At 43.4% G+C, this 26885-nt stretch carries 22 protein-coding genes, 1 pseudogene and 1 other annotated feature; of the genes and pseudogenes, 5 read left to right on the top strand and 18 right to left on the bottom strand.

The genetic code is table 11. The features are described from left to right. Positions 1-32 precede the first annotated feature (32 nt). The 5 genes from ACSR9O_RS20510 to ACSR9O_RS20490 form a co-directional block, all read right to left on the bottom strand. Positions 33-1052 carry a rod shape-determining protein gene (locus tag ACSR9O_RS20510; RefSeq protein WP_034308871.1) on the bottom strand — a complete coding sequence of 340 codons (1020 nt, stop codon included), beginning with the start codon at positions 1050-1052 and terminating at the stop codon, positions 33-35. 148 nt (positions 1053-1200) lie between these two features. Beyond that, the gene (radC, locus tag ACSR9O_RS20505; protein ID WP_101223484.1) at positions 1201-1875 is read right to left on the bottom strand and encodes a RadC family protein; all 675 of its coding nucleotides are present in this window, start codon (positions 1873-1875) and stop codon (positions 1201-1203) included. Between the two features lie 58 nt (positions 1876-1933). Continuing rightward, positions 1934-2503, bottom strand: a complete 570-nt coding sequence (locus ACSR9O_RS20500) for a Maf family protein (protein ID WP_101222791.1) — start codon at positions 2501-2503, stop codon at positions 1934-1936. A gap of 191 nt (positions 2504-2694) precedes the next feature. Further along, the gene (locus ACSR9O_RS20495) at positions 2695-3702 is read right to left on the bottom strand and encodes a hypothetical protein (RefSeq protein WP_491724986.1); all 1008 of its coding nucleotides are present in this window, start codon (positions 3700-3702) and stop codon (positions 2695-2697) included. Positions 3703-3976: 274 nt separating this feature from the next. After that, positions 3977-4726 (bottom strand): prepilin peptidase, encoded by a 750-nt coding sequence (locus ACSR9O_RS20490; protein ID WP_491724985.1) that lies wholly within the window; start codon positions 4724-4726, stop codon positions 3977-3979. 302 nt (positions 4727-5028) lie between these two features. On the opposite strand from ACSR9O_RS20490, the pseudogene ACSR9O_RS20485 reads away from it, so the two are divergent. Then, positions 5029-5252, top strand: a pseudogene (locus ACSR9O_RS20485) (transposase); the annotation flags it as partial. A 29-nt stretch (positions 5253-5281) separates the two neighbouring features. Here the strand turns inward: ACSR9O_RS20485 and ACSR9O_RS20480 are convergent. Then, the gene (locus ACSR9O_RS20480) at positions 5282-6571 is read right to left on the bottom strand and encodes a bifunctional folylpolyglutamate synthase/dihydrofolate synthase (RefSeq protein WP_491724984.1); all 1290 of its coding nucleotides are present in this window, start codon (positions 6569-6571) and stop codon (positions 5282-5284) included. A gap of 98 nt (positions 6572-6669) precedes the next feature. On the opposite strand from ACSR9O_RS20480, the gene ACSR9O_RS20475 reads away from it, so the two are divergent. Continuing rightward, the gene (locus ACSR9O_RS20475) at positions 6670-7611 is read left to right on the top strand and encodes an ATP-grasp domain-containing protein (RefSeq protein WP_101222795.1); all 942 of its coding nucleotides are present in this window, start codon (positions 6670-6672) and stop codon (positions 7609-7611) included. Further along, on the top strand, positions 7580-8422 hold the full coding sequence (locus tag ACSR9O_RS20470) for an ATP-grasp domain-containing protein (RefSeq protein ID WP_101222796.1): 843 nt from the start codon (positions 7580-7582) through the stop codon (positions 8420-8422). Before ACSR9O_RS20475 ends, ACSR9O_RS20470 begins: the two co-directional genes overlap by 32 nt. Before the next feature lie 49 nt (positions 8423-8471). Here ACSR9O_RS20470 and ACSR9O_RS20465 read toward each other — a convergent pair whose 3' ends face one another. Beyond that, positions 8472-11123, bottom strand: coding sequence for a valine--tRNA ligase (locus ACSR9O_RS20465; RefSeq protein ID WP_101222797.1), 2652 nt, complete (start codon positions 11121-11123; stop codon positions 8472-8474). Between the two features lie 43 nt (positions 11124-11166). Then, positions 11167-11393, bottom strand: a binding site (T-box leader). Positions 11394-11619: 226 nt separating this feature from the next. On the opposite strand from ACSR9O_RS20465, the gene ACSR9O_RS20460 reads away from it, so the two are divergent. Next, positions 11620-11811: a YszA family small membrane protein gene (locus ACSR9O_RS20460; protein WP_101222799.1), complete on the top strand. Its 192-nt coding sequence runs from the start codon at positions 11620-11622 to the stop codon at positions 11809-11811. Positions 11812-11867: 56 nt separating this feature from the next. Here ACSR9O_RS20460 and ysxE read toward each other — a convergent pair whose 3' ends face one another. The 8 genes from ysxE to hemA all read right to left on the bottom strand — a co-directional run bounded on the left by ysxE (position 11868) and on the right by hemA (position 21033). Further along, positions 11868-12938 (bottom strand): spore coat protein YsxE, encoded by a 1071-nt coding sequence (gene ysxE, locus ACSR9O_RS20455; protein WP_232782920.1) that lies wholly within the window; start codon positions 12936-12938, stop codon positions 11868-11870. Between the two features lie 87 nt (positions 12939-13025). Then, complete coding sequence (locus ACSR9O_RS20450) at positions 13026-14456, bottom strand: LysM peptidoglycan-binding domain-containing protein (RefSeq protein ID WP_491724983.1); 1431 nt, start codon at positions 14454-14456, stop codon at positions 13026-13028. Positions 14457-14788: 332 nt separating this feature from the next. Then, positions 14789-16078: a glutamate-1-semialdehyde 2,1-aminomutase gene (gene hemL, locus ACSR9O_RS20445; RefSeq protein WP_230176788.1), complete on the bottom strand. Its 1290-nt coding sequence runs from the start codon at positions 16076-16078 to the stop codon at positions 14789-14791. Between the two features lie 40 nt (positions 16079-16118). Next, positions 16119-17111 carry a porphobilinogen synthase gene (hemB, locus tag ACSR9O_RS20440; RefSeq protein ID WP_260358251.1) on the bottom strand — a complete coding sequence of 331 codons (993 nt, stop codon included), beginning with the start codon at positions 17109-17111 and terminating at the stop codon, positions 16119-16121. A 1-nt stretch (position 17112) separates the two neighbouring features. Beyond that, positions 17113-17904 carry a uroporphyrinogen-III synthase gene (locus tag ACSR9O_RS20435; RefSeq protein ID WP_491724982.1) on the bottom strand — a complete coding sequence of 264 codons (792 nt, stop codon included), beginning with the start codon at positions 17902-17904 and terminating at the stop codon, positions 17113-17115. Further along, positions 17904-18836: a hydroxymethylbilane synthase gene (hemC, locus tag ACSR9O_RS20430; RefSeq protein WP_101222805.1), complete on the bottom strand. Its 933-nt coding sequence runs from the start codon at positions 18834-18836 to the stop codon at positions 17904-17906. Before hemC ends, ACSR9O_RS20435 begins: the two co-directional genes overlap by 1 nt. A gap of 9 nt (positions 18837-18845) precedes the next feature. Beyond that, the gene (locus ACSR9O_RS20425) at positions 18846-19676 is read right to left on the bottom strand and encodes a cytochrome C assembly family protein (protein WP_133349505.1); all 831 of its coding nucleotides are present in this window, start codon (positions 19674-19676) and stop codon (positions 18846-18848) included. Positions 19677-19686: 10 nt separating this feature from the next. Next, positions 19687-21033 (bottom strand): glutamyl-tRNA reductase, encoded by a 1347-nt coding sequence (hemA, locus tag ACSR9O_RS20420; protein ID WP_101222807.1) that lies wholly within the window; start codon positions 21031-21033, stop codon positions 19687-19689. A 254-nt stretch (positions 21034-21287) separates the two neighbouring features. Between hemA and ACSR9O_RS20415 the strand changes: the two genes are divergently transcribed. Then, positions 21288-21770: a LiaI-LiaF-like domain-containing protein gene (locus ACSR9O_RS20415; RefSeq protein WP_101222808.1), complete on the top strand. Its 483-nt coding sequence runs from the start codon at positions 21288-21290 to the stop codon at positions 21768-21770. Positions 21771-21843: 73 nt separating this feature from the next. Here the strand turns inward: ACSR9O_RS20415 and yihA are convergent, their stop codons facing one another. The 3 genes from yihA to lonB all read right to left on the bottom strand — a co-directional run bounded on the left by yihA (position 21844) and on the right by lonB (position 26669). Further along, complete coding sequence (yihA, locus tag ACSR9O_RS20410; protein ID WP_063232814.1) at positions 21844-22425, bottom strand: ribosome biogenesis GTP-binding protein YihA/YsxC; 582 nt, start codon at positions 22423-22425, stop codon at positions 21844-21846. Next, complete coding sequence (lon, locus tag ACSR9O_RS20405; protein WP_101222809.1) at positions 22422-24743, bottom strand: endopeptidase La; 2322 nt, start codon at positions 24741-24743, stop codon at positions 22422-22424. Before lon ends, yihA begins: the two co-directional genes overlap by 4 nt. Before the next feature lie 255 nt (positions 24744-24998). Next, positions 24999-26669: an ATP-dependent protease LonB gene (gene lonB / locus ACSR9O_RS20400; protein ID WP_101222810.1), complete on the bottom strand. Its 1671-nt coding sequence runs from the start codon at positions 26667-26669 to the stop codon at positions 24999-25001. Positions 26670-26885: the final 216 nt, after the last annotated feature.

The raw sequence follows: 26885 nt of genomic DNA, 5'->3' as shown, positions 1-26885 counted from the left end.
TTGTTGAGCCGGCCCTATTTGAGAAGTAATGCTTATCGCGAATCTCTTGATTTAGTCTTGAATAAGTGAATGTGGTCCAGCGCTTTTCCCGTTCCGATTGCAACACAATCCAGCGGGTTTTCAGCGATGATCACCGGCATTTGCGTTTCTTCACTGATGACTTTATCCAAATTGCGCAGCAAAGCGCCCCCGCCTGTCAGCACAATGCCTCTGTCCATGATGTCAGCCGCTAATTCAGGTGGTGTTTTCTCTAAAGTGTTTTTCACGGAATCCACAATTGCAGAAACTGTGTCGCTTAATGCTTTGGATATTTCCTCCGCTGTAATTTCGATCGTTTTTGGTAATCCAGTCAATAGGTCACGGCCGCGAATTTCCATGTTTTCTACGCCTTCCGTATCCCCAGCAGAACCAATTTCCATTTTGATCGCTTCAGCAGTACGCTCACCGATCATCAAATTGTAGTTCTTACGGATGTAAACGATAATGGCGTCGTCCATTTCGTCACCTGCGATACGGATCGATTGGCTTGTAACGATTCCGCCAAGTGAAATGATTGCCACTTCCGTCGTTCCTCCGCCGATATCAACGACCATGCTTCCTGTAGGCTCCCAAACAGGAAGGTCCGCACCGATCGCTGCTGCAAACGGTTCTTCGATTGGATATGCGTCACGGGCTCCAGCTTGTCTTGCTGCATCGATGACTGCACGCTGCTCAACTGCAGTAATCCCAGAAGGCACACAAATCATGACATATGGCTTGTTGCCAAATACGCCCTTCTTTTGAGCTTCCTTCATATAGTACTTCATCATGGTAGCCGTCGTTTCATAATCGGCAATTACTCCATCCTTCATCGGGCGGAGGGCAACCACGTTACCAGGTGTACGGCCGATCATGTTTTTCGCGTCGTTTCCGACTGCAACGATTTGCTTTGTATCTGTTTGCACAGCTACAACCGATGGTTCACGTACTGCGATGCCTTTTCCTTTCACATAGACAAGCGTATTCGCCGTTCCTAAATCAATCCCTATATCTCTAGCGCCAATTCCAAACATTATGGTATCTCCCTTTCGTAAACAAAAATGCCTTTTTATAAGTTCAAATAATAATTTGTCGTTTTTTGACAATAAGAGTTTTGAAAAAGTTTCCTCTTTTAAAAATCATAAACAATATTATATCGCATCGTCAAAAATTTTGATAGTGTCATAAATAACCTTTTTCCTTCAAACTAACATATTTATGCTCCCCGATGATGATATGGTCCAACACTTCAATCCCGATTATTTTACCACATTCTACTAACCTTTTCGTCACTTCAATATCTTCTCTGCTGGGAGAGGGGTCTCCGGAGGGGTGGTTATGAAGACAGATGATAGAGGCAGCGGACCTTTTGAAAGCCTCTTTGAAGACCTCGCGCGGATGCACGATCGAGGCATTGAGGCTGCCGATGAATACCGTAGTTTTTTGAAGCACCTGATTTTTCGTATTTAAATAAAGACAGACGAAATGTTCCTGTGATAAAAACCGCATTTCTTCCATGCAATAATTGGCTCCATCTTCTGGAGATCTAATCACATAACGGTCTTGATCATTCAAATTGTTAATTCTCCTGCCAAGTTCGACAGAGGCCAGGATTTGAATCGCTTTCGCTTCACCAATCCCTTTAATCACGGTCAGTTCTTCCACTGAGGCTTCTTTTAGCAGGCGAAGGCCCTTGAAGGAATTGATGAGCCTGCCGGATAGCTGCAGGACGGATTCTTCCCTTGATCCCGTCCTCAATAGCAGAGCGAGCAATTCCTGATTGGAGAGACCCTGCGGTCCGTCTTGCAGAAACCTTTCGCGCGGCCTCTCCTCTTTCGGGTAATCCCGTATTAACATTTTTTCGCTCAAAAAATCAACCCTTCCTTAGAAAAGGGAAGATGCCAGAGGAAATCGATCATTCTAACTCTTGCTGCATCGCTTTAAGTTCCCGGGCCAGTCTTGAGACCGGAAGCCCGACGACTGAGAAATAGTCCCCTTTGATTCGTTCGACAAGAAGAGATCCGTATCCTTGAATCCCATAGCCGCCAGCTTTGTCAAAAGGTTCCCCGCTATCCAGATAACGTTCGATTTCAGCTTCTGGCAGCTCCCAAAATGTCACTTCCGTTTTTTCTGCGAATACTCTGCGATGCTTGCCGAATAGAATGGCGACACCTGTGTATACCTCGTGTGTCCGTCCCGATAACATTTCCAGCATTCTTTTTCCATCCGCACGGCTTGTCGGCTTACCCAATATCTCTCCATCAAGGACAACAACGGTATCCGAGCCGATTACCCAGCTTTCCTGAAATTTTGCTGCGATGGCTTCCGCTTTACGGGATGCCAGTTCTTTCACCGCTGCATCAGGACACATGTTTTCATCAATACTTTCATCGACATTGGAATTCATGCTTTCAAAGGGGATTTGAAGAAATTGTAGAAGTTCTTTACGACGTGGTGATGAAGAAGCTAAAATCAATGGCTGCATAATATAAAAGTCACCTTTCTTTACATAGGGAGATACATAACTATCCTATCAAATTATGGTGCAATCCACAATTATTGTTTACTAGGAATCGACAAATGCCTGTAAGTATTTCCCGGAAAATAAAAAAGGTGTCACAGATGGTTTCATATTGGGGAGCTTGTCCATTTGGCAGCCCCCCTTCTTTTCTTTACTTAACTCGATTTGTTTTGGTAATTCAATAAAAAATCAAGAAGACTTTCTTGAGCCTGGAATAGCTTTTTTTCGTTTTTGGAAGTCTCATATTCATCAATCGACTTTGCGGCAGCAGTCAGGTCATCGTTCATATTCGAAAACTCCGGCGATAATTTCCCCGCCTTCAGTTCATCCAAGTTTTTTTTCAGGGTTTCTTTGTTTACCGTCCCTTCCTTTCCGCGAAGCTTGGTTGCGGATGTTTCTGCCAAGGAAGTATATACTTCCTTCATCTTGTCGAGGGTTTTCTCATCTTCCTGGCTTGTCCCAGCCGCTTCAAAATTGATTTCCTTCCAATATACGTCCACATCATAGGACTTTAAGAATAAGGCCAGCTCCTTACTTGAAGCTAGACTCTCTGCCGACCCCAAGAATAGATAATAGCTGTCTTCCAATTTGAAAATTTCAGCAGGAACCTGCTTTTCAATGATTTTCTTTTGTATTTGCCTTGCCGCATCCTCGCTGCTGAATACTCCTCCCTGTACAAGGAATGTCTTCAGCTGGTTTCCTGGTTCAGTCACTGCCGCTTTTTTATCCTCAACAGTGGCTTCCGTTGGAACCGGGGTCTCGACCGAAGATACTTCGGCTTTTTCCTTTGTAATCGTTTTAACGGCGATCAAGCCAAGAATCGACCCAAAAAAAACAGCACAAATGACAGCGATCATGAATGTCTTGATCGGTCTTTTATCAGAACCTTTCAGCGAACTGGTACCAAAACCGATGAGCTTCGGCATTTTTTTCTTGGGCGGTGAGGGTACCAATACGATTTTGTTTTCGTTTGAATCCTCAGGGAGTATCCATTCGAAACTCTCGTCTGTTTGTCCCTGTTCCTGCTCCTTACTCGCCGCCTCTTGACTTTCAGCCTTTTTATCGGCAAATACTTTTTCTTCCCCATTTATTTTAATCGTTACACCCTTGCTTTGTTCCGGCTTGCCCAATTTTTTTCCTCCCCTCCAGATCATTTTTTTCATCCTAACATAGAGGTAAAAAAAAATAACAAGACTTTTGTCGTCTTGTCATTAATAGGTTTCGTCAAATTTCCCTATTCATATATGGGTGACGAAAATAGAATTCCAGGTACTGGTACTTCTGGTTCACAAACCATTCAATATCGCCTCTCACCAATTACATACATCACTCTTTCATGCCAGATTCACTTGCAGCCAATTGGGGATAGTTCCCTACTGAGCTATTGTTCAGGTGATTTTTGACAAATTCCTCTTGGATCAGGTTGGTTCTTTAAGCTCATCTTAAAAAATTTACATACCAATATAGAAGGGAATCGCCCCAAAAATAAGCAGTCAATGTCCCAAAAACGATATACGGACCGAAAGGAATAAGTGTTTTCTTTTTTAGGATTCCGCTCAGCAATCCGATGAAGCCCAGGAATGCCCCATAAAAGCACGCAAAAAGAAACGATAACAGCACCATCTTCAGTCCCAGTACAAAGCCAATCACTGCAAATAGCTTGATATCACCGCCACCCATGCCACCCTGACTCACGACTGCGATTAATAACAGCAGGCTAAAGCCCACCACTGCCCCGACAATTGAATCCCACCAGGGCGACAGCGGAAATGAGACTCTTAAAACGATAAAAATCACCGTAAAGAAAAGCAGTATTTTATCAGGTATGAGCATATAGGCGACATCAGTCACGAAGATGATCATAAATAATGAAATCAATGCCAAGCCAACCAAGAGTTCGCTCGACCAGCCAAGGAATATGGGAGCAGAGGCAAACAAAACACCGGTCAGCATTTCCACTATCGGATAAAGGGGGGAAATCCTTGCTTTACAGCCCCGGCATTTTCCGTCTTGCAACATATAGGAAATAACCGGCATCAACTCGAAGAATGTCAATGTGCGCCCACAAGAAGGGCAGGCGGAGCGACGATTCGCAAATGTCTGACCAGCTGGAACACTTAAACCGACAACGTTAAAGAATGAGCCTAAAATTAAGCCGAAGACGAAGAGATAGATATGGATAGCCATCATTTATACAAAGTGCATGAGGATTCGATTGCTTTTCTATGAAACCCTAATAAAAAAATCCCTTCCGCTATGTAATCGTCACTGGGGCTCTTCATGATCATTCATTCCTCCCGTCATTTCATTAAGTAGATCCTACTATTCATCAAGCATGTAGAATCAATATATAAACATATTTTAACAAAAATACTTGGTGATTTGTTATCAATCACTCTATTAGAGTTTTTTCTTTTCAACCAGCTCTGTTAACAAGGGAAAAGGACCTTTGAAAAGGTCCTTTCAGACTGTAGACAAACTCGATGAAAATCGTGTTTGCTTTCATTTATGATTTGGTGAAAGATAGGTATTCAGAGAATGGAAGCCCAAGTATTGATCCAGTTATATTAGCCAAACTGACTTTCAGTCAATTTACCCTCGGTATTCGTTCAATTCTACAATTGAAGAAGTAGAAACAAATATGGCTTACCGTTGGTTCTTAAGCTTTGGTTTCCATGATAAAGCGCCTCATTTCTCGACAATCGGGAAAAATAATTAGTCCACCGGTAAAGGCACATCCCTTTAGGCATCTTCTCTGATTAGGAACTCCCTCACAAGTGAAAGGAAATGGAGCGACCCTGTGATGACAAGAATCTCTTTTTCCCCTGTTTTCCTTCTGCCTTCCGTTATCGCCTCCTGCCAATCCTTGTTTATCCGTTTATTGGGATGACTGCATTTTTCATATAGCGTTTTCGCATCCGCCGCCCGTTCATGGTCGAATTCGGTAATGATGATTTCCATCGCTTCAGTTTCCAGTCCATGAAGCATCTCGGAATAATTTTTATCTTTAAATGAACTGAATACGAATCGGTACTTATAATCGGGGTAATGCACTTTTAGCGTTTCCTTCAGCACGTCGATGCCGGCAGGATTATGTGCACCATCGATGATCACCAACGGCTCATCCGATATTTTTTCAAAGCGGCCATCCCATTTCGCTTCGCCTATTCCTTTAAGGATGCTTCTCTTATCGATATTTTCCATTCCTAATGTGACAGCAGCAATGGCCAGTGCCGCATTCTCCATTTGATGACGTCCTAGCATCCGCATTTCCACATTTTCGATGGACCTGTCGGCAAGCGAAAATGAGAAACTTTGCCCTCGTTCACTTTGCTTTATATTGCCTATATGAAAGTCTTTACCTAATTGGTAATAAGGTACCCCTAATGATGACGCTTTTTCTTCAATTACTTTTGCTGGTTCCCCGGCTGTGACTCCGCTGATGATCGGCGCCCCGCTTTTAATGATGCCAGCCTTCTCAAAAGCAATTTCCCCAAGTGTGTTACCCAGGATGCTCGTATGTTCCAAAGAAATCGAGGTAATGATCGAAAGAAACGGCTGGATGACATTCGTTGTATCGAGCCTGCCTCCCAAACCGGTTTCCATCAAAACCAAATCCACTTCCTTTTTGCTAAAATAAGAAAATGCCATCGCAGTCAAAATTTCGAACTGAGTGGGACCGTCCCCTTTACTGTCCATCTCTTGTATAATCGGCCAAAGCTCACGGAAGACAGCGATAAAATCCTTATCACTGATTTCATCTTCATTAATCTTGAGCTGTTCATTCATCCGTATTAAATAAGGTGATGTGAAGGAAGCGACCCGAATCCCTTGGGCAAGTAGGATCTCTTTAATATATTGCAGTGTTGATCCTTTCCCGTTAGATCCTGCAATATGAATATATTGTAGCTCCTTATGCGGGTCTCCTAATTCAGTTAACAATGCTTCCATCCGTGATAGGCCAAAATTCATGCCCAATTGAACTTGGCGCCGTTCAAAAAAATGATTGATTTCTTTCATGGTCGTTACCATTATCGTTGTGCCTCCTCTTTCTTTATACCGCTCTTATGCGTTAAGATTATTTTATCAATATATGAACGATTAACCTAGATGAAAGGTAGTGTTTTACCATGAAACCTTCAGATTACCACTGTTGGATTGTCGTTAACGGCTATTTACAGCATGATAAGTTTTCCAGTTTAGCTTTGTTCATTAAAGAGGCGGCTGAAAGGAAAGATATCATGGCAACTCTTATCCGTAATTCAGATCTCATTCCCATAATCGAAAAAGGAGTGCCACTGCTTAAAGGAGCTTTTGATAAGCTTCCTGATTTTGTTCTGTTCATGGATAAAGACATTCATTTGGCACGCCATTTGGAATTGCTCGGCATCCCCGTTTATAACAGCAGTAAAGCGATCGATATTTGCGACAGTAAAGCAAAAACACATCAAGCATTAACCGGGCATGGTATACCGATGCCGAAAACCTTATTTCCCCCTTTTACATACGAAGGGATTGAAAGGGTCAATATGGATGCTTTTATCCAAATCGGCAATGAGCTTGGGTATCCGCTTATCGTTAAGGAAGCATACGGTTCTTTTGGGGAACAAGTATATTTGATCCAAACAGAGGATGAGTTACTAAAGACGATCCGTAATCTTGGCCACAAACCATTTATAATCCAGGAATTCATCGAGCACAGTAAAGGTCGGGATATTCGTGTGAATGTCGTGGGCAATCAAGTCATAGCAGCGATGCAACGCCATTCGGAGCAAGACTTCCGAGCTAATATGACTGCCGGAGGGCAGGCTGCACCATATATACCCACCAATGAAGAAGCACAACTTGCCATCCGATGTGCGCAAATTCTGGGTGCCGACTTCGCTGGCGTCGATTTGTTGTTCGGTGAAGAAGGTCCGCTTTTGTGCGAAGTGAATTCGAATTCGCATTTACTGAATATTTATGAATGTACAGGCATCAACATCGCTGAAAGCATGTTCGATTATATCTTGAAAGAATTAGGAAAAGGAAGTGCATCTGATGAAAAAACAAGCAGGCTGGTTGATTTATAACCGTGAGGATGCCTTGAAAAACAAAGGATACATAGATTGGATGCTTGACGAAGCCAGTAAGCTTGATCTTGATTTACACTTTCACTTTCGGGAAGACCTTAGGATCGGTCATCGTTTCAACGAGTTGTACGTGGAACATGGGACGCAGCCAATTTCATTGCCAGACTTCGCTATCGTCCGGACCATCGATCCTTTTTTTACAAAGCAACTTGAGCAACTGGGGATTGCTTGCTTTAACTCCTCCTTCGTATCGGAAATCGCGAATGACAAAGCAAAGACGCACCAATATATGTCCTCGCTTGGGATTCCAATGGCCGATACCGTATATTGTAACGGAAGACCGAGTGCCGATGACATGGAGTTCCCTTTCATTGCTAAAGAAACAAGTGGACGCGGCGGGAAACAAGTATATCTAATACAACATGCCGATGATCTTGCCATACTGAAAGATGGAAATTGGATTGTCCAAAAACCCGGCTTATTCGGTAAAGATATCCGCGTTTTTGTAATTGGAAAAAAAGTGAAGGCTGCTGTACTTAGGGAGTCCGCTTCAAGTTTCAAGGCAAATTATACGCTGGGCGGATCGGCTTCACTATATGAGCTATCTGCAACTGAATTAGCCCTTGTCGAAAAAGTGATGAAGTCGTTTGATTTCGGCCTGGTCGGAATCGATTTCATATTTGCCGAAGATGGCAGCCCCATGCTCAACGAAATCGAGGATGTCGTTGGCAGCCGGACATTAAGTGCATTAAGTGATATGAATATCGTATCGGAGTACCTTACATTCATAAAAGAAAGAATATCCTCCTAACGAAACACAAAAAGGATGAACCGGCATAAAGCTGGTTCATCCTTTTGTTTTACAGTTGTTTCAGTTCGCTGATCCTGTGGATTACAGAGTCGCGTTTTTCGCTATAGTCTTTTTCCTTGGCACGTTCTTCTTCGATGACGCTTGCCGGCGCCTTTTTGACGAAGCCCTCGTTGCCTAGTTTTTTCTGTACACGCTCAACTTCTTTATTAAGTTTGTCGAGTTCTTTTTCAAGACGTTTCACTTCTTCGTCAATATTGATCAGTCCTGTCAGCGGAAGGATCAGTTCTACGCCAGTTACGACAGCTGTCATGGCTTGAGCAGGTTCCTCGACTTCAATTCCGATCGTCAATTGTTCAGGATTACAGAAACGCTCGATATAGCTGCTGTTTTTCTGTAACGTCTCTAAGATTGACTCATCTTTCGCTTTTAAAATCAAATTGATTTTTTTGCTAAGCGGTGTGTTCACCTCAGCACGGATATTACGTACGGAGCGGATGATTTCAACAAGCAGCTTCATTTCCTCGGCTGCAGCTGTATCTGTCAATCCTTCATTCACTTCCGGCCAAGCGGCAACAGTGATGGACTCACCTTGATGCGGAAGGTTCTGCCAGATCTCTTCGGTAATGAAAGGCATGAACGGGTGTAACAATCTCATCGTGTTATCCAGTACATAAGCCAAGATCGAGCGCGTCGTTTTCTTCGCTGCTTCGTCTTCGCCATATAGCGGAAGCTTCGCCATTTCAATATACCAGTCACAGAAGTCATCCCAAATGAAGTTGTATAGCACACGGCCCACTTCACCAAACTCATAACGGTCCGCAAGTCTGGTTACGTTGGAAATCGTTTCATTCAAGCGCGTCAAGATCCATTTATCGGCTACAGACTTCTCACCGCTTAAATCGATTTCGTCATAAGTCATGCCATTCATGTTCATCAAAGCAAAACGGGATGCGTTCCAAATCTTATTGGAGAAGTTCCAGACCGCTTCCACTTTTTCCGTGCTGTAACGAAGATCCTGTCCTGGCGAGCTGCCAGTGGACAAGAAGTAACGCAGTGAATCGGCACCGTATTGATCGATGACATCCATCGGATCGACACCATTGCCAAGCGATTTACTCATCTTGCGCCCCTGTTCGTCACGAACGAGTCCGTGGATCAGCACATCTTCAAATGGTCGTTCACCCGTGAACTCAAGAGCTTGGAAAATCATCCGTGATACCCAGAAGAATATGATATCATAACCTGTCACAAGTGCCCCGGTTGGATAGTAACGTTGGAAATCGATACTGTCCTTGTCAGGCCAGCCCATAGTCGAGAACGGCCATAATGCCGAGCTGAACCATGTATCCAGAACATCCGTATCTTGTTCCCAGTTTTCAGCGTCCGCAGGCTCTTCGTGACCTACATACACTTCACCTGTTTCTTTATGGTACCAGGCTGGAATGCGGTGACCCCACCAAAGCTGACGGGAAATGCACCAGTCACGGATATTTTCCATCCAATGCAGGTACGTTTTTTCGAAACGATCCGGTACGAAATGAACTTTTTCCTCATCGGATCCTTTTTGAAGCTCAACGGATGCATCAGCCAGCGGCTGCATTTTAACGAACCATTGCGTCGAAAGATATGGTTCAACAACAGCACCGCTTCTCTCTGAATGTCCCACTGAGTGAAGGTGATCTTCGATTTTGAAGAGTACTCCTTCTTCCTGAAGGTCTTTGACGATTTGTTTACGGCATTCAAACCGGTCCATGCCTTCATATTTACCAGCCTTTTCATTCATCGAGCCATCTTCATGCATGACAAGGATGCGCTCCAAATCGTGACGGTTCCCGATTTCGAAATCATTCGGGTCATGAGCCGGAGTAATTTTGACCGCGCCTGAACCGAATTCCATATCGACATAATCATCACCGACAATCGGGATTTCCCGGCCTGTAATTGGCAAGCGGACCATTTTGCCGATCAAGTGTTTATAACGGTCATCTTCAGGATGTACAGCAACAGCAGTATCACCAAGCATCGTTTCTGGACGGGTGGTGGCAATTTCGATTTCACCTGATCCGTCAACCAATGGATATTTCATATGGTAAAATGCGCCCTGCACATCTTTGTAAATAACCTCGATATCGGATAACGCCGTTTTCGTCGATGGATCCCAGTTGATGATGTATTCGCCGCGATAAATCAAGCCCTTGTTATAAAGCGAAACGAACACTTCGCGCACAGCTTTTGAAAGCCCCTCATCAAGAGTGAAGCGTTCACGTGTATAATCAAGTCCAAGACCCAGCTTTGACCATTGTTCACGGATATGGCTCGCATATTCCTCTTTCCATTTCCATGTCTCTTCTACGAATTTTTCACGTCCAAGGTCATAACGGCTCACGCCTTCCGCACGAAGTTTCTGTTCTACCTTCGCTTGTGTGGCGATACCGGCATGGTCCATGCCCGGCAACCATAAAACATCATAGCCTTGCATTCTTTTCATGCGTGTCAAAATATCTTGAAGTGTCGTATCCCAAGCGTGACCAAGATGAAGCTTACCTGTCACGTTAGGCGGCGGGATGACAATCGTGTATGGTTCTTTTTTATCGTCACCCGTCGTTTCGAAAAACTTTCCATCAAGCCACCATTTGTAGCGGCCTTTCTCTATCGTCTGCGGATCATATTTAGTCGGCATAGAAATTTGGTTCTCTTCCATATCATTTCCTCCTTTTTAGGCATAAAAAAAACTTCCATCATCACAAAAGGACGAAGGAAGTTGTTCGCGGTGCCACCTTTTTTCCGAAAAAGAAAAAAACTCTTTCGGCTCTCAAATCGGATAACGGCTCTTCACCGGCCTTCGCTACTAAGAGTTCACGAAGACTGCTCGCGGACGACTTCGGATGCTGCTTCCTGGAAACCTCGCACCAATTTGGTTTCCTCTCTGAAAAGTGCATATCATCTTACTATTTCCGGTCTTTGCATTGATTTATATTCATATGTAAATTCATTGAATGCATATAGTATATAGTACAAAAAATATGGGGCTCCAGTCAATCATCTTTTCGCTTACTTTCCCAGGAATCATCCCATTTGTTACATTCAAGGTCGTTTTCTTTATTTTATCCTCCAAGAACAGTGAATGTGACGGCTTTATCACCTTTTCCACTGCCCACCCATAGAATATAAGAAGTCCTAAAAAGGAAGGTAATAATATGAAGCGAAGATATACTCCCTATACTTTACCGCCTTGGATGAAAAAATTCCGCGGTGTCTGCCAGCAGTTCATCGTCCCCTTTATCGTATTCCAAGGATTACGCACGTTGATTTTTCCGACTTTCTTCGATATGCTCCTGCTAATCGCATTTATTTTCCTGGCCATGTCTTTATATTTCGAATGGATATAATTATTCCCTTACAGCAAAAAAATATACATGACTGGAGATAATCCAATCATGTATATTTAGCTTGGAGGTGATTGTTCTTCTTTGGCAGCCTCGGCAGCAGCCTTTTTCTGCTGTTCGATCTCTTCGATTTTCATCACCATATATTCAATATTTTTCAGAAGCCAAAATTGCCGCTGCAGTTGAGTAACATTTTCAAGCTCTGAACGATGGACCCTGCCATCGGAATAACTCTTCACTAATTCCAAAGCTGATCCAGGGAATGCCAGATAACTTTGCATGAGCAGCAATTCTTCTTCCTTCAACGGAAAATAACGAAAATAGTTATATAGCCAGTCAACGCAGTCATCGCATTGGACAGGATAGGTCCTGGCTGATTTAACGAGAAATGGCAGTAAATCGAAATGCGGCGGAGCCGTATTCGAATTCTCAAAATTGATGAAGTAGCCATACCCCCGCTCATCATAAACGAAATGCTTCAAAGAAACCTTTCCGTGCGTGACCACGGTTCGCACCTTTTCACTATCCTTCGTTTTTTCATACCAGGTTTCAAACTTCTTGATCGAGTACTTCAGCGCCTGTGAAATATCAGTGTAGAAAGAACAAACCGTCATTTCGAATGGAGACATATACCACTTCTTTTCACAGCTGACAATATACTCATCCATAAAGTCCTTCTCGTTATTCCAGGCATCAAGCGTCCGCTCATAATGGGCTTCCCTTTCCTCAATATCCACTTGTATTTCCTTAACGGAAAGTGTATGCATCCGAGCAAGCTCCCTGAACATTTGCTTATGTTTTTCATCGCGCTCCCCGTCCCCCTCATTATTAAGCCAGGGCATCAGGTAATACAAACGGCCATTATGAAGAACGGCGTAACGCTGATCCATCGTTTGATAAATCGGAACGATCCGATTATAGCCGCGATGGTACAGTTTTTGAACATTTTTGATAAAATCAATGCCGTTCTGCGGTAACATCGATTTCAAGGCAAATGTACCGCGATCACTGTACACTTTTTTCACACGCCCGAAGTCCTCGATATATTGTACATACATGGCATATTCCTTCAATACGGTTTCCGTGTCCCGATTCAGATTGGCAGGCTGCTGATTCTCGTTTTCCCTCACGAGACTCACTCACTTTCTCTAAAAAACTAAAGATTCTCCAGCACCTAAAAAACAGGAGCAGACCATATGCTCTGCTCTCTGTCCCGATCAATTCTTATATGCAACCGCCTTCGGTATATAGATGACTTGCCCTTCATGAACGTTTTGATTCGACTCCAATTCATTGCTGAAAAGTATCGATTGAACCGTAACATCATATCGTTGAGCCAAGTCATCAAGCGTTTCCCCTTGCTGAACAATGCAAACTTTCATCCTTACCAGTTCTTCTTCCTGTTTCCGTCCGAATAAATCCATGATGGAAGGCTGCTTCTCACCATGATCGGCCGTTTCTTTATCATCACGTTCCGCGGCTTGTTTCCTGCCTTTGAAATTCTTAACCTCCTTAGCCGGAGGCGCAGGTCTTTCCCTCTTTTTGAATAGATCGCTTAAGGACGAATGAGATTCCTCTTCCTGCTCCACCTTTACATGTTCATTTAGAATAGGACCCGCTGCAACGCCATCCTCCTCCTGCCGTATGACATCCTCGGTTTCTAAATTGGAAACAGGGCTATTTTGATGGATGGCTGCTTGACTTGGCTCTTCTACTACTTCTTCTTCTACTTCTTCTACTTCTTCTTTCAATGTCACTCTAGGAATCTCTATCTTCTCCACTGGATCCTGCCTGCTTGGTTCTTCCTCCAGTTTCTCCTCTTCCATGGAAGGTACCTTATCCGTTGGGTCAGACGGATCTCCAATAACTTCTTCCTCTACAGCTTCAGCTTCTTCCTGTCTATGCACTTCCGTTTCCCACTCCTCCTCTTCAGGATATGGTGAAACGGGAATTTCAAAAACTGGGGCACTATGCTGATCGCTTAAATAAATCGGCTCCTCTTCCTCTTCTTCATTTGCTTCAGAAACTCGTTTTGACTCTGCAGAAAAGGGCGCGTATAACTCTTCTTCCTCCTCATCACGGAAAACAGGCTGAAAGTCCGGAATCGGCGGCACTGCAGCCGCATAAGGAATATACGACTCATTTTCCCCATCCGTTTCTTCTTGTTCCTCTGTTTCCCCAACTTCCTGCTCCGTATCGAACCGTTCTTCCACATATGAATCATTATAGATTCCGGTTATCAAAAGATCCGCCTGCAATTTCAAACAGTTATGCTCTGGCAGGGCATAATCAAAGCTTTGAATCGAGACATCGACCTCATCCAATGAGGCAATCCGATTATTCGGAATCGTTATGTCAACCGGAAAACGGTGTGTGAACTCATTTAGTCCATTGGGATGCCTCTCGACCTTATGAACCGCTTTTGGCAAAAAGGTCTGCGAAAACTCCTCTTCTTCACCATTTTGCGAGTCTTTATATTCACCGCTTAAATCCAACGAGCCTCGTATAAAAACATATTGGTCACTTTCTTGAATCGTCACATTTGGATCAAGCGAAATGGAATATAGCTCAGCCACTTCCTGTCCCTTCTGGAACCAAACGGATTCCTCTAAAGAAAATCGTAAATACGATTCATTTTCTTGCGACAAAAACAACTCCTCCTTTCAGCTTCAGGAAACGGTACCTATACCAATATCAATCTATGAAGAAAGGAAGCCGATTATTCCTTAATTTCATATGCCACACTCGAGACCTTTTATTTCCTGAACCTTTTAAAAAGAAGGGATTCAAATATTTCAGGCTAAAATCATGCGGGATTGTAACAATGGGCATGAAAACCTGAATGAAACCATTATTTCGACTTTCCACGTACTGATTGAATTCAAAAAAACTGGCTGCCCTTCTCCAAAAGTTCTTGGAAAATGGCAGCCAATTCAAAGTTATCATTATTCAATATATCGGTAGTTCGTGAAGCCTTGCATCATTTTTTTAATTTTGCAAAAGCCTGTTCTGCCGCTGTAATGGTCTTTTCGATATCTTCATCACTATGTGCAGTGGAAAGGAATAAACCTTCAAACTGTGACGGCGGCAAGTAGATGCCTTGATTCGCCATTTCCCTATAGTAAGAAGCAAAGAACTCTAAATCGGATGTTTTTGCTGTATCATAGTTTACCACTTCTTCATTCGTAAAGAAAAGTCCAATCATGGAACCGGCACGGTTGAATGTATACGGGACTCCGTACTTTTTCGCTGCTTCCCCAATACCTTTTTCGAGCATATCCCCTTTTCGGGTGAACTCATCATAAGATTCTGGAGTCAATTGGCTCAGCGTTTCAAGGCCGGCCGTCATGGCAAGAGGGTTACCCGACAATGTTCCCGCTTGATAGATCGTCCCACTCGGGGCAATTTGTTCCATGAATTCTCGCTTGCCTCCGAATGCACCTACAGGCAAGCCGCCGCCAATAACTTTCCCAAGGCAAGTCAAATCAGGTACGATGCCAAAATAGCCTTGTGCACAATTATAGCCGACACGGAACCCTGTCATAACTTCGTCAAAGATCAATAGAGCCCCGTATTGGGTGGTCACTTCACGTAAGCCTTCGAGGAAACCAGGTTGTGGCGGAACCACACCCATGTTCCCTGCAACAGGTTCTACGATGATACAGGCAATGTCTTCGCCAAATTGTTCAAATGCGTATTTGGTCGCAGCTAGATCATTATATGCTACGGTAATCGTATTTTTTGCAATGCCTTCCGGTACTCCCGGGCTATCCGGTAAGCCTAATGTCGCAACTCCGGAACCCGCCTTGATCAGCAAGGAATCGCCATGTCCATGATAGGAGCCTTCGAATTTCAGGATTTTATCACGGCCTGTAATGCCTCGTGCCAACCTTAGTGCACTCATCGTCGCTTCCGTGCCTGATGATACCATACGGATCATTTCAATCGAAGGCACCCGTTCAATGACCAGCTTGGCCAGTTCATTCTCAATCAGTGTCGAGGTCCCAAAGCTTGTGCCTGATTCCGCTACCTTTTTCAATGATTCCACGACACGGTCATTCGTGTGACCCAGGATAAGCGGTCCCCATGAAAGAACATAGTCGATATATTCATTTCCATCGATATCATACATTTTTGAGCCTTTTCCGCGCTCCATGAAAATGGGATCCATGTCCACAGATTTGAAGGCACGTACCGGGCTGTTCACGCCGCCTGGCATCAAATTTTTTGCTTCAGCAAACGCTTTTTTCGATTTTTCATATGACCGCATGATTCAATCCCCTTTTTCCATTACAGGTTATATTTTTATATCATTGATTATCTTCGTTTATCCAGCGTGCTACCTCTTTTGAAAAATACGTAATGATCAAGTCGGAACCTGCGCGTTTCAAGCCTGTCAGCATTTCCATCACTATCGCTTTTTCATCAATCCAGCCATTTTGGGCAGCTGCCTTAACCATTGAATATTCACCGCTGACATTATAGGAAACGATCGGAAGATTAAAGTTATTTTTAACGTCTCTGATGATGTCCATGTAGGAAAGGGCCGGTTTCACGATTAGGAAGTCCGCACCTTCAGCAACATCGGATTCAGCTTCACGGAATGCTTCAAGGCGATTGGCGGGATCCATTTGGTAAGTTTTCCTGTCGCCGAATTGCGGCGCACCATTTGCGGCATCACGGAATGGGCCGTAAAAAGCCGAAGCATATTTCACCGCATAGGACATGATTGGGATATCTTCATAACCCGCTTCATCCAGACCTGCACGGATGGCCGCAACAAAACCGTCCATCATGTTGGAAGGTGCAATGATATCGGCGCCGGCCTCTGCCTGGCTGATTGCCGTTTTGGCAAGAAGGTCAAGTGAAGCGTCATTGAGGATTTTTTCCCCTTCTACGACCCCGCAATGGCCATGGCTTGTATACTCACATAGGCAGGTATCCGCTATGACAATAACATCGGGATATTGTTTTTTAATAAAACGGGTTGCCTCTTGCACAAGTCCGTTATGGTGAAATGCCCCTGTACCCTGTTCGTCTTTATCATGATCAAAAGGGACACCGAATAAAATGACTGATTTAATGCCCAGACTCACGACTTCATCCATTTCGGCCCCCAGATTATCCATGGATAGCTGATAGATACCTGGCATGGAGTTGATCTCATTTTTCACATTTTCTCCGTCGATGACGAAGATCGGATAGATCAAATCCTCTTTATGTAATTGTGTTTCACGGACTAAAGCCCTCATGCCGGCACTTGCACGCAAGCGACGGTGGCGATTGAATGGAATGTTTTTCATTTTAAAGTTCCTCCTTTTTACTTCTTTTCAAAATGAAGCGTATTAACTCAGCAACCATGGCATCCGTCGTATAAACTTCTGGACAGACATCGACGGATAGCCCATGTTTTTCAGCCGTTTTAGCGGCAATCGGCCCGATGCAGGCGATGATGATCCGGTCTATGTATGTATCCAATTCATGGCGTTTCATGATCTGTAAAAAATGATTGACCGTCGATGAACTCGTAAAGGTTATGATGTCGATATCGTCGTTCCTTATAAGCTGCACCAGTTTTTTTTCACTGCTTCGAGGAAGCACGGTATGATAAATAATCACTTCATCACAGGATGCACCAGCTTCATTGATTGCCTCCGCAATAACCGCCCTTGCGAGATTTCCTTTTGCCAGCAACACGCGGGACCCTTTATCAAGCACGGCATTGAACTCCGCCACGAACCCCTCGGCAACAAACTGAGTTGGAACGAAATCCGCCTTATATCCAAGCCGTTTCAGGGCCGCTTCTGTTTTGGAGCCGATTACGGCTATTTTCGGAAGCTTTAAAGGCTGGTTACCAAGAAGCTTAAAGAAGAAATCCACCCCATTTTGACTGGTCAAAATGATCCAGTCATATGTAAGTAACTCATCTAACCGCTGTTGTACATCTTCCAAATGATCAGGAAGAGTGAACTCAAGCAATGGCACAAGAAGCGGCGTTCCGCCATTTTTTTCGATCGACCCTTTTAAACCATCTGCCTGTCCTTTCCCTCTGGTGATTAATACCTGATAATCCTTAAGAGGTTGAAAGGGATTCATTACTGATCAAGCTCTTCTTTTACGCGATCGATCAATTCTTTACCGCCCATTTCGCTAATCTGTTTGGCAGCAGCATGCCCAACCGCCTCGGGATCGGTTCCCTCAACCATTTCTTTATAAATCACCTTTCCATCCGGGGCAGCGACCAAAGCCGTCAAGGAAACGGATCCATTATCTTTTGCCACCGCAAATCCGGCAATCGGTACCTGGCATCCGCCTTCCATTTTATCCAAAAAGGCACGTTCCGCTTCAACCGTTCTTTTAGTTTTTTCACAGGTCAATTTCGCAAGTTCCGCCAGCAGCTCTTTGTCGTCTTCACGGCACTCAATGGAAAGTGCTCCTTGTCCAACTGCCGGAATGCAAATATCTTCATCTAAAAATTCCGTTACGATGTCCTTCTCCCAACCCATTCTTGACAGTCCGGCAGCAGCTAAAATGATAGCATCATAATCTTCCGTTTTCAGCTTATTCAGACGGGTATCGATATTACCGCGAATCCATTTAATTTCAAGGTCCGGCCTTCTAGCCAATATTTGCGCGCCACGGCGCAAGCTGCTTGTACCTATGATGGAACCCGGCTTCAGTTCGGAAAGATTTTCATGATTTTTTGAAATCAAGGCATCCCGATGGTCCTCCCTCGGTGGTATGCAGCCAATCGTCAAGCCTGGAGGCAGCACTGCTGGCATATCTTTCATACTATGTACAGCCATATCAATTTCTTTATCCAGCATCGCTTGTTCGATTTCTTTAACGAATAAGCCCTTTCCGCCTACCTTGGAAAGTGTTACATCAAGGATTTGGTCACCCTTTGTGACAATTTCCTTCACCTCGAAATCGTATGGGACCCCAAGCTCTTTAAGTTGATCGATAACCCAGTTAGTTTGGGTGATCGCTAATTTACTACGTCTAGAACCGACAATTATTTTTCTCATAGTTTCCTCCTAAGTATTCCAAAAGTGGAATGTTGAAAGGCTTCCGAAAAGGAAAAAGTTTATTAACACAATCATGAAAGATCCAATATTCAGAAAGGCTAGCGTCCTTCCATACATTTGTTTCCGAATTTTCAAGTATAAAAACACACTGTAAGCGATAAGCAAAATAAATGAGCCGATGATCTTCATGTCCAGCCAGGATACCCCAGGCACTTTTATATATGCCCATTGAATCCCCAGGATAAGGGAAACCACTAATAATGGAACACCTATTACTGCGAGGACATAAGACATTTGCTCGAGCTTTGTTAGATCGCCGAGTCGAAGCAGGCGTTTTCCCCATTTCTTCCGTTTCAGTAAATCATATTGGATTAAGTATAAAAGTGAAAAAACGAAAGAAAGCGTGAATGCCCCATAGGATAGGATGGCAAAAGTGATATGTATGAGCAGTAGCTCTGAAACCAGGCGCTGTGCAAGCACTTGAGATTCTATCTGAACAGGTGCAAAGGTATGGATGGCCATAACCATGAAACCTAATACATTCGTAAAAAAGACCGTAAAATCGACTCTTAGCAATCGGTTAATGATTAAAGATAACGATATGAGGACCCATGCATAAAAATATAATCCTTCAAAAATCGTCAATACCGGGAACCTTCCCGTTTTCAACACATACAGAAATAAAAAAATTGTTTGCAGTACCCAAACAATAGAAAGCAACCAGAAGGCGACCCTGTTCGCCTTCTGGTTATTATTGAGGAAATCGATAAAATATAAAAGCATACTGATGGCATACAACAATACAGTGGCTTCATGCAATCTTGTCATTAGTAATTCCATATCTACCTCATTACTGGACAGGAACTGGATTCAATAGGGATGACTTGGAGCTGTTCCGTTCTTTTTCATCCGCAACCAGCTGGTCTTCAATCAATTCCTCTAAATGGAAGATTTTCACGAAATTATTTAATTGCTCTTTTGCATTCGGCTCATCTGCCAGCTCTTTTGCATAAAGAATCGGATCTTTCAGCATTTGGTTGATGATGCTTTTCGTATGCTTATTCAAAACTTTTTTGTCACGTTCGCTCAAATGCGGAAGCTTTCTTTCGATGCTTTCCATCGTTTCCTTTTGTATCGATAGGGATTTTTCCCGTAAAGAAGAAATGACGGGAACCACACCAAGTAAATTAATCCATTGATTGAAATCAACGATTTCTGATTCGATCATCAATTCTATTTTCTCGGCAGCTTTTTTACGTTCTTCGATATTGGCTTGCACGATCCCTTCAAGATCGTCAATATCATACAAGAAGACATTTTCCAGCTCAGCCAATGTTGGATCGAGGTCACGCGGCACTGCGATATCGACCATGAAAATAGGACGGCCTTTACGAAGCTTATTGACGAATGACATCATTTCTTTTGTTACAAGGAGATCTTTTGATCCGGTGGAAGTAATCAGGATATCAGCTTCCACTAAAGCGCATTGCAGCTCTTGAAGCTGTTTCGCCGTACCATTGAATCTTTCCGCCAGGTCGACCGCTTTCTGGAAGGTGCGGTTAATGACTGTAATGCTGTCGGCACCATTGCTATGCAGATTTTGAATGGCCAGCTCACCCATCTTACCGGCCCCAAGAATCAAGACATTCTTGCCGTTCAGGCCTCCAAAGATTTTCTTGGCAAGCTCGACTGCCGCATAGCTGACGGAAACGGCATTTGTATTGATTTCGGTTTCCGAATGAGCTTTTTTAGCCAATGTAAGGGCTTGCTTGAAGAGATGGTTAAAAACGGTACCGATCGTATCTTCCTTCTGCCCTAACAGATAGCTTGAACGTACTTGTCCCAAAATCTGAGTTTCGCCCAGTATCATGGAATTCAGGCCGCAGGTAACTGAAAATAAATGCTCAACAGCCCCATCGCCTTCATAAATGAACAGATATTTAGAAAATTCTTCTTTATCGATATTAAACCATTCCGAAAGAAATTCCTTTATATAATACCTGCTTGTATGAAGCTGGTCACCGACCGCATATATTTCCGTCCTGTTACATGTTGAAATAATAATATTTTCCAAGATGCTTTTTTTATTTTTAAGAGCTTTCATTGCCTCGGCAAGTTCGGCTTCGTTAAACGATAGTTTTTCCCGAATTTCTACAGGGGCAGTTTTGTAATTTATACCAACCGCTAGAATATGCATCCTTTTGTTTTGCACCCCCAAAATTTTTCATGTAAATTTATTATACCATGTACTAAAATGGTTTTACGCAAATAATATGAACAGTTTATGAATAACGTATGCTACCATGAAAAGACAGCCAAAACGCCAGTAATGCTACAAAAGGTGTCTTAGCAGGATTAGTAAGTTACATACATATTTCGACATTGTGTACAAAAGTACCATATCAAAAATGGCAAAAAACTTCAAGTAATCGAATTGCATAGGAGGATAAAATGAAAACGCAGCGTATTTTCCCAGGAATCGTATTAATCGGTTTCGGGCTCTATTTTTTTCTTGAACATTCCCAAATCGAAATCTTTCCAGGCTTTTTCAGCTGGCCCACTTTATTATGTATAGTTGGTGCAGCCTTCCTGATTCAGGCATATAGCGGTAATGAATATGAGTCCATCCTGCCAGGCGTCATCTTACTGGGTTTCGGGGCTCACTTCCATATCGTCGAGAATCTGGATATTTGGCCGGATAATATAGGTATCTTTATTTTAATCATCTCGCTCGGATTTATTCTCCGGGCACGTAAAACAAATTCTGGAATGTTTCACGGGATGGTAATACTTCTCATCTCGATCACTTTCTTATTCTATGATCAAATCACTTCTTCTTTTGGGCTTGTTGAAACAAGCACTGCGAACATCGAAAGGTTTTGGCCATTTGCGTTGATGGCAATCGGCATTTATTTTTTGGTTCGAAAAAAGTGAGAATTGCCGATTCGGATTTTTTGCAAATCCCATGATGAAAAAGGGTATTCCAGTTACGGAATACCCTTTTCTTTTACATATATTTCTTAAGGACGCCCCAGGCTTGTTCCTTGCCTTCGCCTGTTTCACCAGAGAATAGAAGCAATTCATCTTCTTTTTCCATATTTAGCGTTTGGCGCGTGATTTTCAAGTGTTTCTGCCATTTGCCTTTTGGAATCTTATCCGCTTTGGTTGCAATGACGATCCGGGGCAGATCATAATGCTTCAGGAATTCATACATCGCGATATCATCCTTTGTAGGAGGATGACGCAAATCCACAATCAGAAGCGCAGCGCGGAGCTGGTCTCTGGAAGTGAAGTACGTTTCGATCATTCTTCCCCAAGCATCACGTTCCGTCTTGGATACTTTTGCATAACCATAACCCGGTACATCCACAAAATGGAGTGCTTCATTTATGATATAAAAATTCAAGGTCTGCGTCTTACCCGGTTTAGAGGATGTGCGCGCCAAGTTTTTTCGATTGATCATTTTGTTGATGAAACTGGATTTTCCAACGTTGGAACGGCCTGCCAAGGCAAATTCCGGTATTGGAGTATTGGGATATTGTTCAGGCTTCACAGCACTGATGACAATATCTGAACTTGTCACTTTCATTCGTTCACACCTACCAATGCATGCTCAAGGACTTCATCGACGTGTGAAACTGGAACAAATGTTAATGCTTTACGGACACTTTCCGGGATATCATCAATATCCTTTTCGTTATTTTGCGGGATGATGATTTTCGTAAGTCCTGCGCGATGGGCCGCTAAAGATTTTTCTTTAAGCCCGCCGATCGGAAGAACCCGTCCGCGTAATGTAATTTCGCCTGTCATGCCTACCTCTTTTCTGATCGGCCTATTTGTAAGGGCCGATATTAACGCTGTTGCAATCGTGATGCCTGCAGAAGGGCCATCTTTTGGGACCGCACCTTCAGGGACATGAATATGAATATCATATTTTTCATGGAAGTTCGAATCAATCTGAAGTTTCTCGGTTTTTGAACGGACATAACTGAAAGCAGCCTGGGCTGACTCTTTCATTACATCGCCAAGCTTTCCTGTCAGGATCAGCTTGCCTTTACCTGGTGATAAGGAAACCTCGATTTGCAGCGTATCGCCGCCTACCGATGTGTATGCCAATCCATTAGCTACACCGACTTGGTTCTCGACCTCCGCCTGTCCATAATGGAACATGGTTTTCCCTAAAAACTCCTCGACATTCTTTTCTGATATGACGACCCGCTTTTTATCTCCGGACACGATGATTTTCGCAGTCTTCCGACAGATGCCTGCAAGCTGTCGCTCCAAACTTCGAACACCGGCTTCCCGAGTATAATAACGGATGATTTTTGTAAGAGCTTCCTCACGGATTTGCAGTTGTGTCTTCGATAAACCATGGTTTTCCAGCTGTCTAGGCAGCAAGTGATCCTTGGCTATATGAAGTTTCTCTATCTCAGTATAACCTGCAATCGAAATGATTTCCATACGATCACGAAGCGGGCCAGGAATCGATCCCAAATTATTCGCCGTCGCCACGAACATGACTTTGGAAAGATCGTAAGTTTCTTCAATATAATGATCACTGAAATTATGATTTTGCTCTGGATCGAGCACCTCCAGCATCGCTGCAGATGGATCTCCCCTAAAGTCATTGGACATCTTATCCACTTCGTCCAGTAAAAAGACTGGATTGATCGTTCCAGCTTTTTTCATGCCTTGAATGATCCTTCCTGGCATCGCCCCTACATATGTACGGCGATGTCCGCGGATTTCTGATTCATCGCGCACCCCACCTAAAGATATACGGACGAAATTCCTATTCAGCGATGAAGCGATCGATTTAGCCAAGCTGGTTTTCCCGACCCCTGGAGGTCCCACCAAGCAAAGGATTGGTCCCTTCAATGAATTGGTCAATTGCTGGACGGCCAGATACTCAAGCACCCGCTCCTTCACCTTTTCCAAACCATGATGGTCCCGGTTCAGGATTTTTTCGGCTTTATGAATATTCAAGTCATCTTTGGTCGCTTTGGTCCAAGGAAGCGAGATCAACCATTCGATATAATTGCGGATGACAGAGCTCTCGGCCGAACTGGAAGGAACCTTTTCATAACGGTCCAATTCCTTTAGTGCCGTTTCTTTGATGTGCTCAGGCATTTCCGCTTCCTCTATCTTTTCGTTGAGAACCTCAATTTCCCCTGTTTTTCCTTCCTTATCTCCCAATTCCTTTTGGATCGCTTTCATTTGTTCTCGTAAATAATATTCCTTTTGAGTCCGTTCCATCGAACGCTTAACACGCTGGCCGATCTTTTTCTCGAGAAAAAGAACTTCTTTCTCGTTATTGATGATCTCGATTACACGGCTTAAACGCTCTTTCATATCAATGGTCTCAAGCACTTCTTGCTTCTCCTTCAATTTCAAAGGCAAATGGGAAGCGATTATATCCGCTAATCGTCCAGGCTCTTCAATATCCGAAGTGGACGAAAACGTTTCACCGGTTATTTTCTTGGACATTTTTATGTATTGTTCAAAATAATCCAGTAAGGTGCGCATTAATGCCTGATGTTCAGCATCCTTTTCATCACTGTCTTCATATATTTTAATCTTGGCACCATAATGTGTCTCATAATCGTAAAATTCAATGACTTCTGCGCGGTTCAACCCTTCCACCAACACCCGGATTGTACCATTCGGAAGCTTCAGCATCTGTTTTACCTTTGTTAAAGTTCCCATTGTAAATAAATCTTCTTCACCTGGTTCGTCCAACGAAACATCTTGTTGTGTCGTCAAAAATATAAGATGGTCTTCCACCATTGCTTTCTCAAGGGCTTGTACCGATTTATCTCGGCCTACATCTAAATGAAGTACCATCGTTGGATATACAAGCAGTCCTCTAAGCGGCAGGAGGGGGACGATGATTTCTTTATCAGTCATTTCCTGACACCTCCATCTAATTAGTATCGTCGTTGTAAACTATTTACCCATGTTCTCAACCTTTTAACAATTCTATCCTATTTATATAGAAGTGTCTATTCGTTTACCTTAACACGTTTCGACTGCTATTATTATCTCCAATATTAGATAAAAAAGCACGTCTGAATGCGTGTTTATTTTATACTTCAGGTTTGTCCGGGACGCCAATATGGTCCTTAAAATGCCCCGGTTCTTGTTTTTCCCGGGGCATCTCCTTTATACACTTTCTTTTTTTGATAGGTCCAAGGTTGTGAGGATTTGTTCCGACATCAATTCTTTTTTCAATGCCTGATCCAGCACTTCTTTCACATTTGAAACGGGAATGATTTCTATATCCTTGATTTCAGATAGAAGTGGCTGCATGTTTTCGGCTGGGATGATTACTTTCTTTGCCCCGGCCAGTTTTGCCGCCTTTATTTTCGGAATGACACCGCCGATCGGTTTAACGCCGCCATGAATGCTTATTTCTCCAGTCATTGCCACTGTGTGATCAACAGGGATTTTATATATGGCCGAGTATATGCCCGTGGCCATTGCAATTCCTGCAGAAGGGCCATCTACTGGACTTCCGCCTGGAAAGTTCACATGGATATCAAATTGACCGGCAGGCACTCCCATCGACCGTAACACCGTAATGACATTTTCAATTGAACCTTTTGCCATGCTCTTGCGGCGAACCGATTTGCCGCTTCCGCCGCCGATACTTTCTTCTTCAACGATACCAGTAATGTTTATCGATCCTTTTTCATCAGTAGCGGCCATGACCGTAACCTCGATTTCCAGCAATGCCCCGCTGTTGGGACCATAAACTGCAAGACCGTTGACAAGACCTATTTTAGAATTCGCTTCTATTTTTCTATCCATTCTTTGTGTCAGCTGACTGCTATGGGCCATCCAATCTATATCTTCTTCTCTGATAAAAGTCCTGTTTTCATTAATTGATATACCAGCAAGAGTCTGAATCATGTTGACAGCTTCCCTGCCATTTCGGGCATAATCCGAGATCGACTGCAAGCCTTTTTCACTGATGGTGATTCCCACTTTATCTGAGGCATTCTTAGCCACGGTGATTATTTCCTCACGGTCAAGTTCACGGAAAAACACTTCTATGCATCTTGAGCGTATCGCAGGCGCGATTTCATTCGGTGTTCTTGTTGTGGCCCCAATCAATCGAAAGTCAGCCGGCAGTCCATTTTTAAAAATATCATGGATGTGAGTCGGAATATTTTGATTTTCCTCTTGATAATAAGCACTTTCAAGAAAGACCTTACGATCCTCCAATACCTTTAACAGTTTATTCATCTGTATTGGATGAAGCTCCCCTATTTCATCTATGAACAGTACGCCTCCATGAGCATTGCTGACTGCACCCTGCTTTGGCTGCGGAATGCCTGCCTGTCCCATTGCCCCGGCTCCTTGATAGATTGGATCGTGCACAGAACCAATGAGCGGATCGGCAATCCCCCGTTCATCGAACCTGGCTGTGGTGGCGTCCAATTCAACGAAAACGGCTGAATTCTTAAAAGGAGACTTGCCATTTTTCTTCGCCTCTTCCAAAACAAGTCTGGCAGCTGCAGTTTTCCCTACCCCTGGAGGACCGTAAATTATCACATGCTGGGGATTCGGCCCGCATAAAGCAGCTTTTAAAGATTTAATCCCATCTTCTTGACCGATGATTTCATTAAATGTGCTTGGTCTGACTTTCTCTGCCAATGGCTCTGTTAACGAAATCGATCTCATTTTCCGTAATTGGTCCATCTCCTTACGTGAATCACGGTCAATGGAAACTTTTTGTGTCCGCTGGCCTTTCAATAAGTTCAAAAAATACAATCCAATAATAATCCCAAAAAACAGCTGGATAAACAACGCCAATCCTGTCCAATTCATCGTATTCCCTCCTGCACTCTCCTAGTTTGTCATTTCTGTTAGTATCTCCTTTGGAAGGGCGATATTATCCAAGAAATTCGTGTTGAAAATTTTGGCGTTTTTATCCTAAGTAACAACAAATTGAAAAAAAGACTACCAGGATGAACCGGCAGTCTCAGACTGTAAACAACTCGAAATTAACTGGTTTTACCTACTGTTTTGAGGTTTTAACGTTGA

The sequence above is a fragment of the Peribacillus sp. B65 genome (genome assembly GCF_058513295.1).
Note: the sequence above shows the minus strand (reverse complement) of the source record. Positions and strands in the feature narration are given on the sequence as shown.

Coding starts and splice junctions, on each gene's coding strand:
- ACSR9O_RS20510 (WP_034308871.1), bottom strand. CDS start 1,052: ATGTTTGGAATTGGCGCTAGAGATATAGGGATTGATTTAGGAACGGCG.
- radC (WP_101223484.1), bottom strand. CDS start 1,875: ATGTTAATACGGGATTACCCGAAAGAGGAGAGGCCGCGCGAAAGGTTT.
- ACSR9O_RS20500 (WP_101222791.1), bottom strand. CDS start 2,503: ATGCAGCCATTGATTTTAGCTTCTTCATCACCACGTCGTAAAGAACTT.
- ACSR9O_RS20495 (WP_491724986.1), bottom strand. CDS start 3,702: ATGAAAAAAATGATCTGGAGGGGAGGAAAAAAATTGGGCAAGCCGGAA.
- ACSR9O_RS20490 (WP_491724985.1), bottom strand. CDS start 4,726: ATGGCTATCCATATCTATCTCTTCGTCTTCGGCTTAATTTTAGGCTCA.
- ACSR9O_RS20480 (WP_491724984.1), bottom strand. CDS start 6,571: ATGGTAACGACCATGAAAGAAATCAATCATTTTTTTGAACGGCGCCAA.
- ACSR9O_RS20475 (WP_101222795.1), top strand. CDS start 6,670: ATGAAACCTTCAGATTACCACTGTTGGATTGTCGTTAACGGCTATTTA.
- ACSR9O_RS20470 (WP_101222796.1), top strand. CDS start 7,580: ATGAAAAAACAAGCAGGCTGGTTGATTTATAACCGTGAGGATGCCTTG.
- ACSR9O_RS20465 (WP_101222797.1), bottom strand. CDS start 11,123: ATGGAAGAGAACCAAATTTCTATGCCGACTAAATATGATCCGCAGACG.
- ACSR9O_RS20460 (WP_101222799.1), top strand. CDS start 11,620: ATGAAGCGAAGATATACTCCCTATACTTTACCGCCTTGGATGAAAAAA.
- hemL (WP_230176788.1), bottom strand. CDS start 16,078: ATGCGGTCATATGAAAAATCGAAAAAAGCGTTTGCTGAAGCAAAAAAT.
- hemB (WP_260358251.1), bottom strand. CDS start 17,111: ATGAAAAACATTCCATTCAATCGCCACCGTCGCTTGCGTGCAAGTGCC.
- ACSR9O_RS20435 (WP_491724982.1), bottom strand. CDS start 17,904: ATGAATCCCTTTCAACCTCTTAAGGATTATCAGGTATTAATCACCAGA.
- hemC (WP_101222805.1), bottom strand. CDS start 18,836: ATGAGAAAAATAATTGTCGGTTCTAGACGTAGTAAATTAGCGATCACC.
- ACSR9O_RS20425 (WP_133349505.1), bottom strand. CDS start 19,676: ATGGAATTACTAATGACAAGATTGCATGAAGCCACTGTATTGTTGTAT.
- hemA (WP_101222807.1), bottom strand. CDS start 21,033: ATGCATATTCTAGCGGTTGGTATAAATTACAAAACTGCCCCTGTAGAA.
- ACSR9O_RS20415 (WP_101222808.1), top strand. CDS start 21,288: ATGAAAACGCAGCGTATTTTCCCAGGAATCGTATTAATCGGTTTCGGG.
- yihA (WP_063232814.1), bottom strand. CDS start 22,425: ATGAAAGTGACAAGTTCAGATATTGTCATCAGTGCTGTGAAGCCTGAA.
- lon (WP_101222809.1), bottom strand. CDS start 24,743: ATGACTGATAAAGAAATCATCGTCCCCCTCCTGCCGCTTAGAGGACTG.
- lonB (WP_101222810.1), bottom strand. CDS start 26,669: ATGAATTGGACAGGATTGGCGTTGTTTATCCAGCTGTTTTTTGGGATT.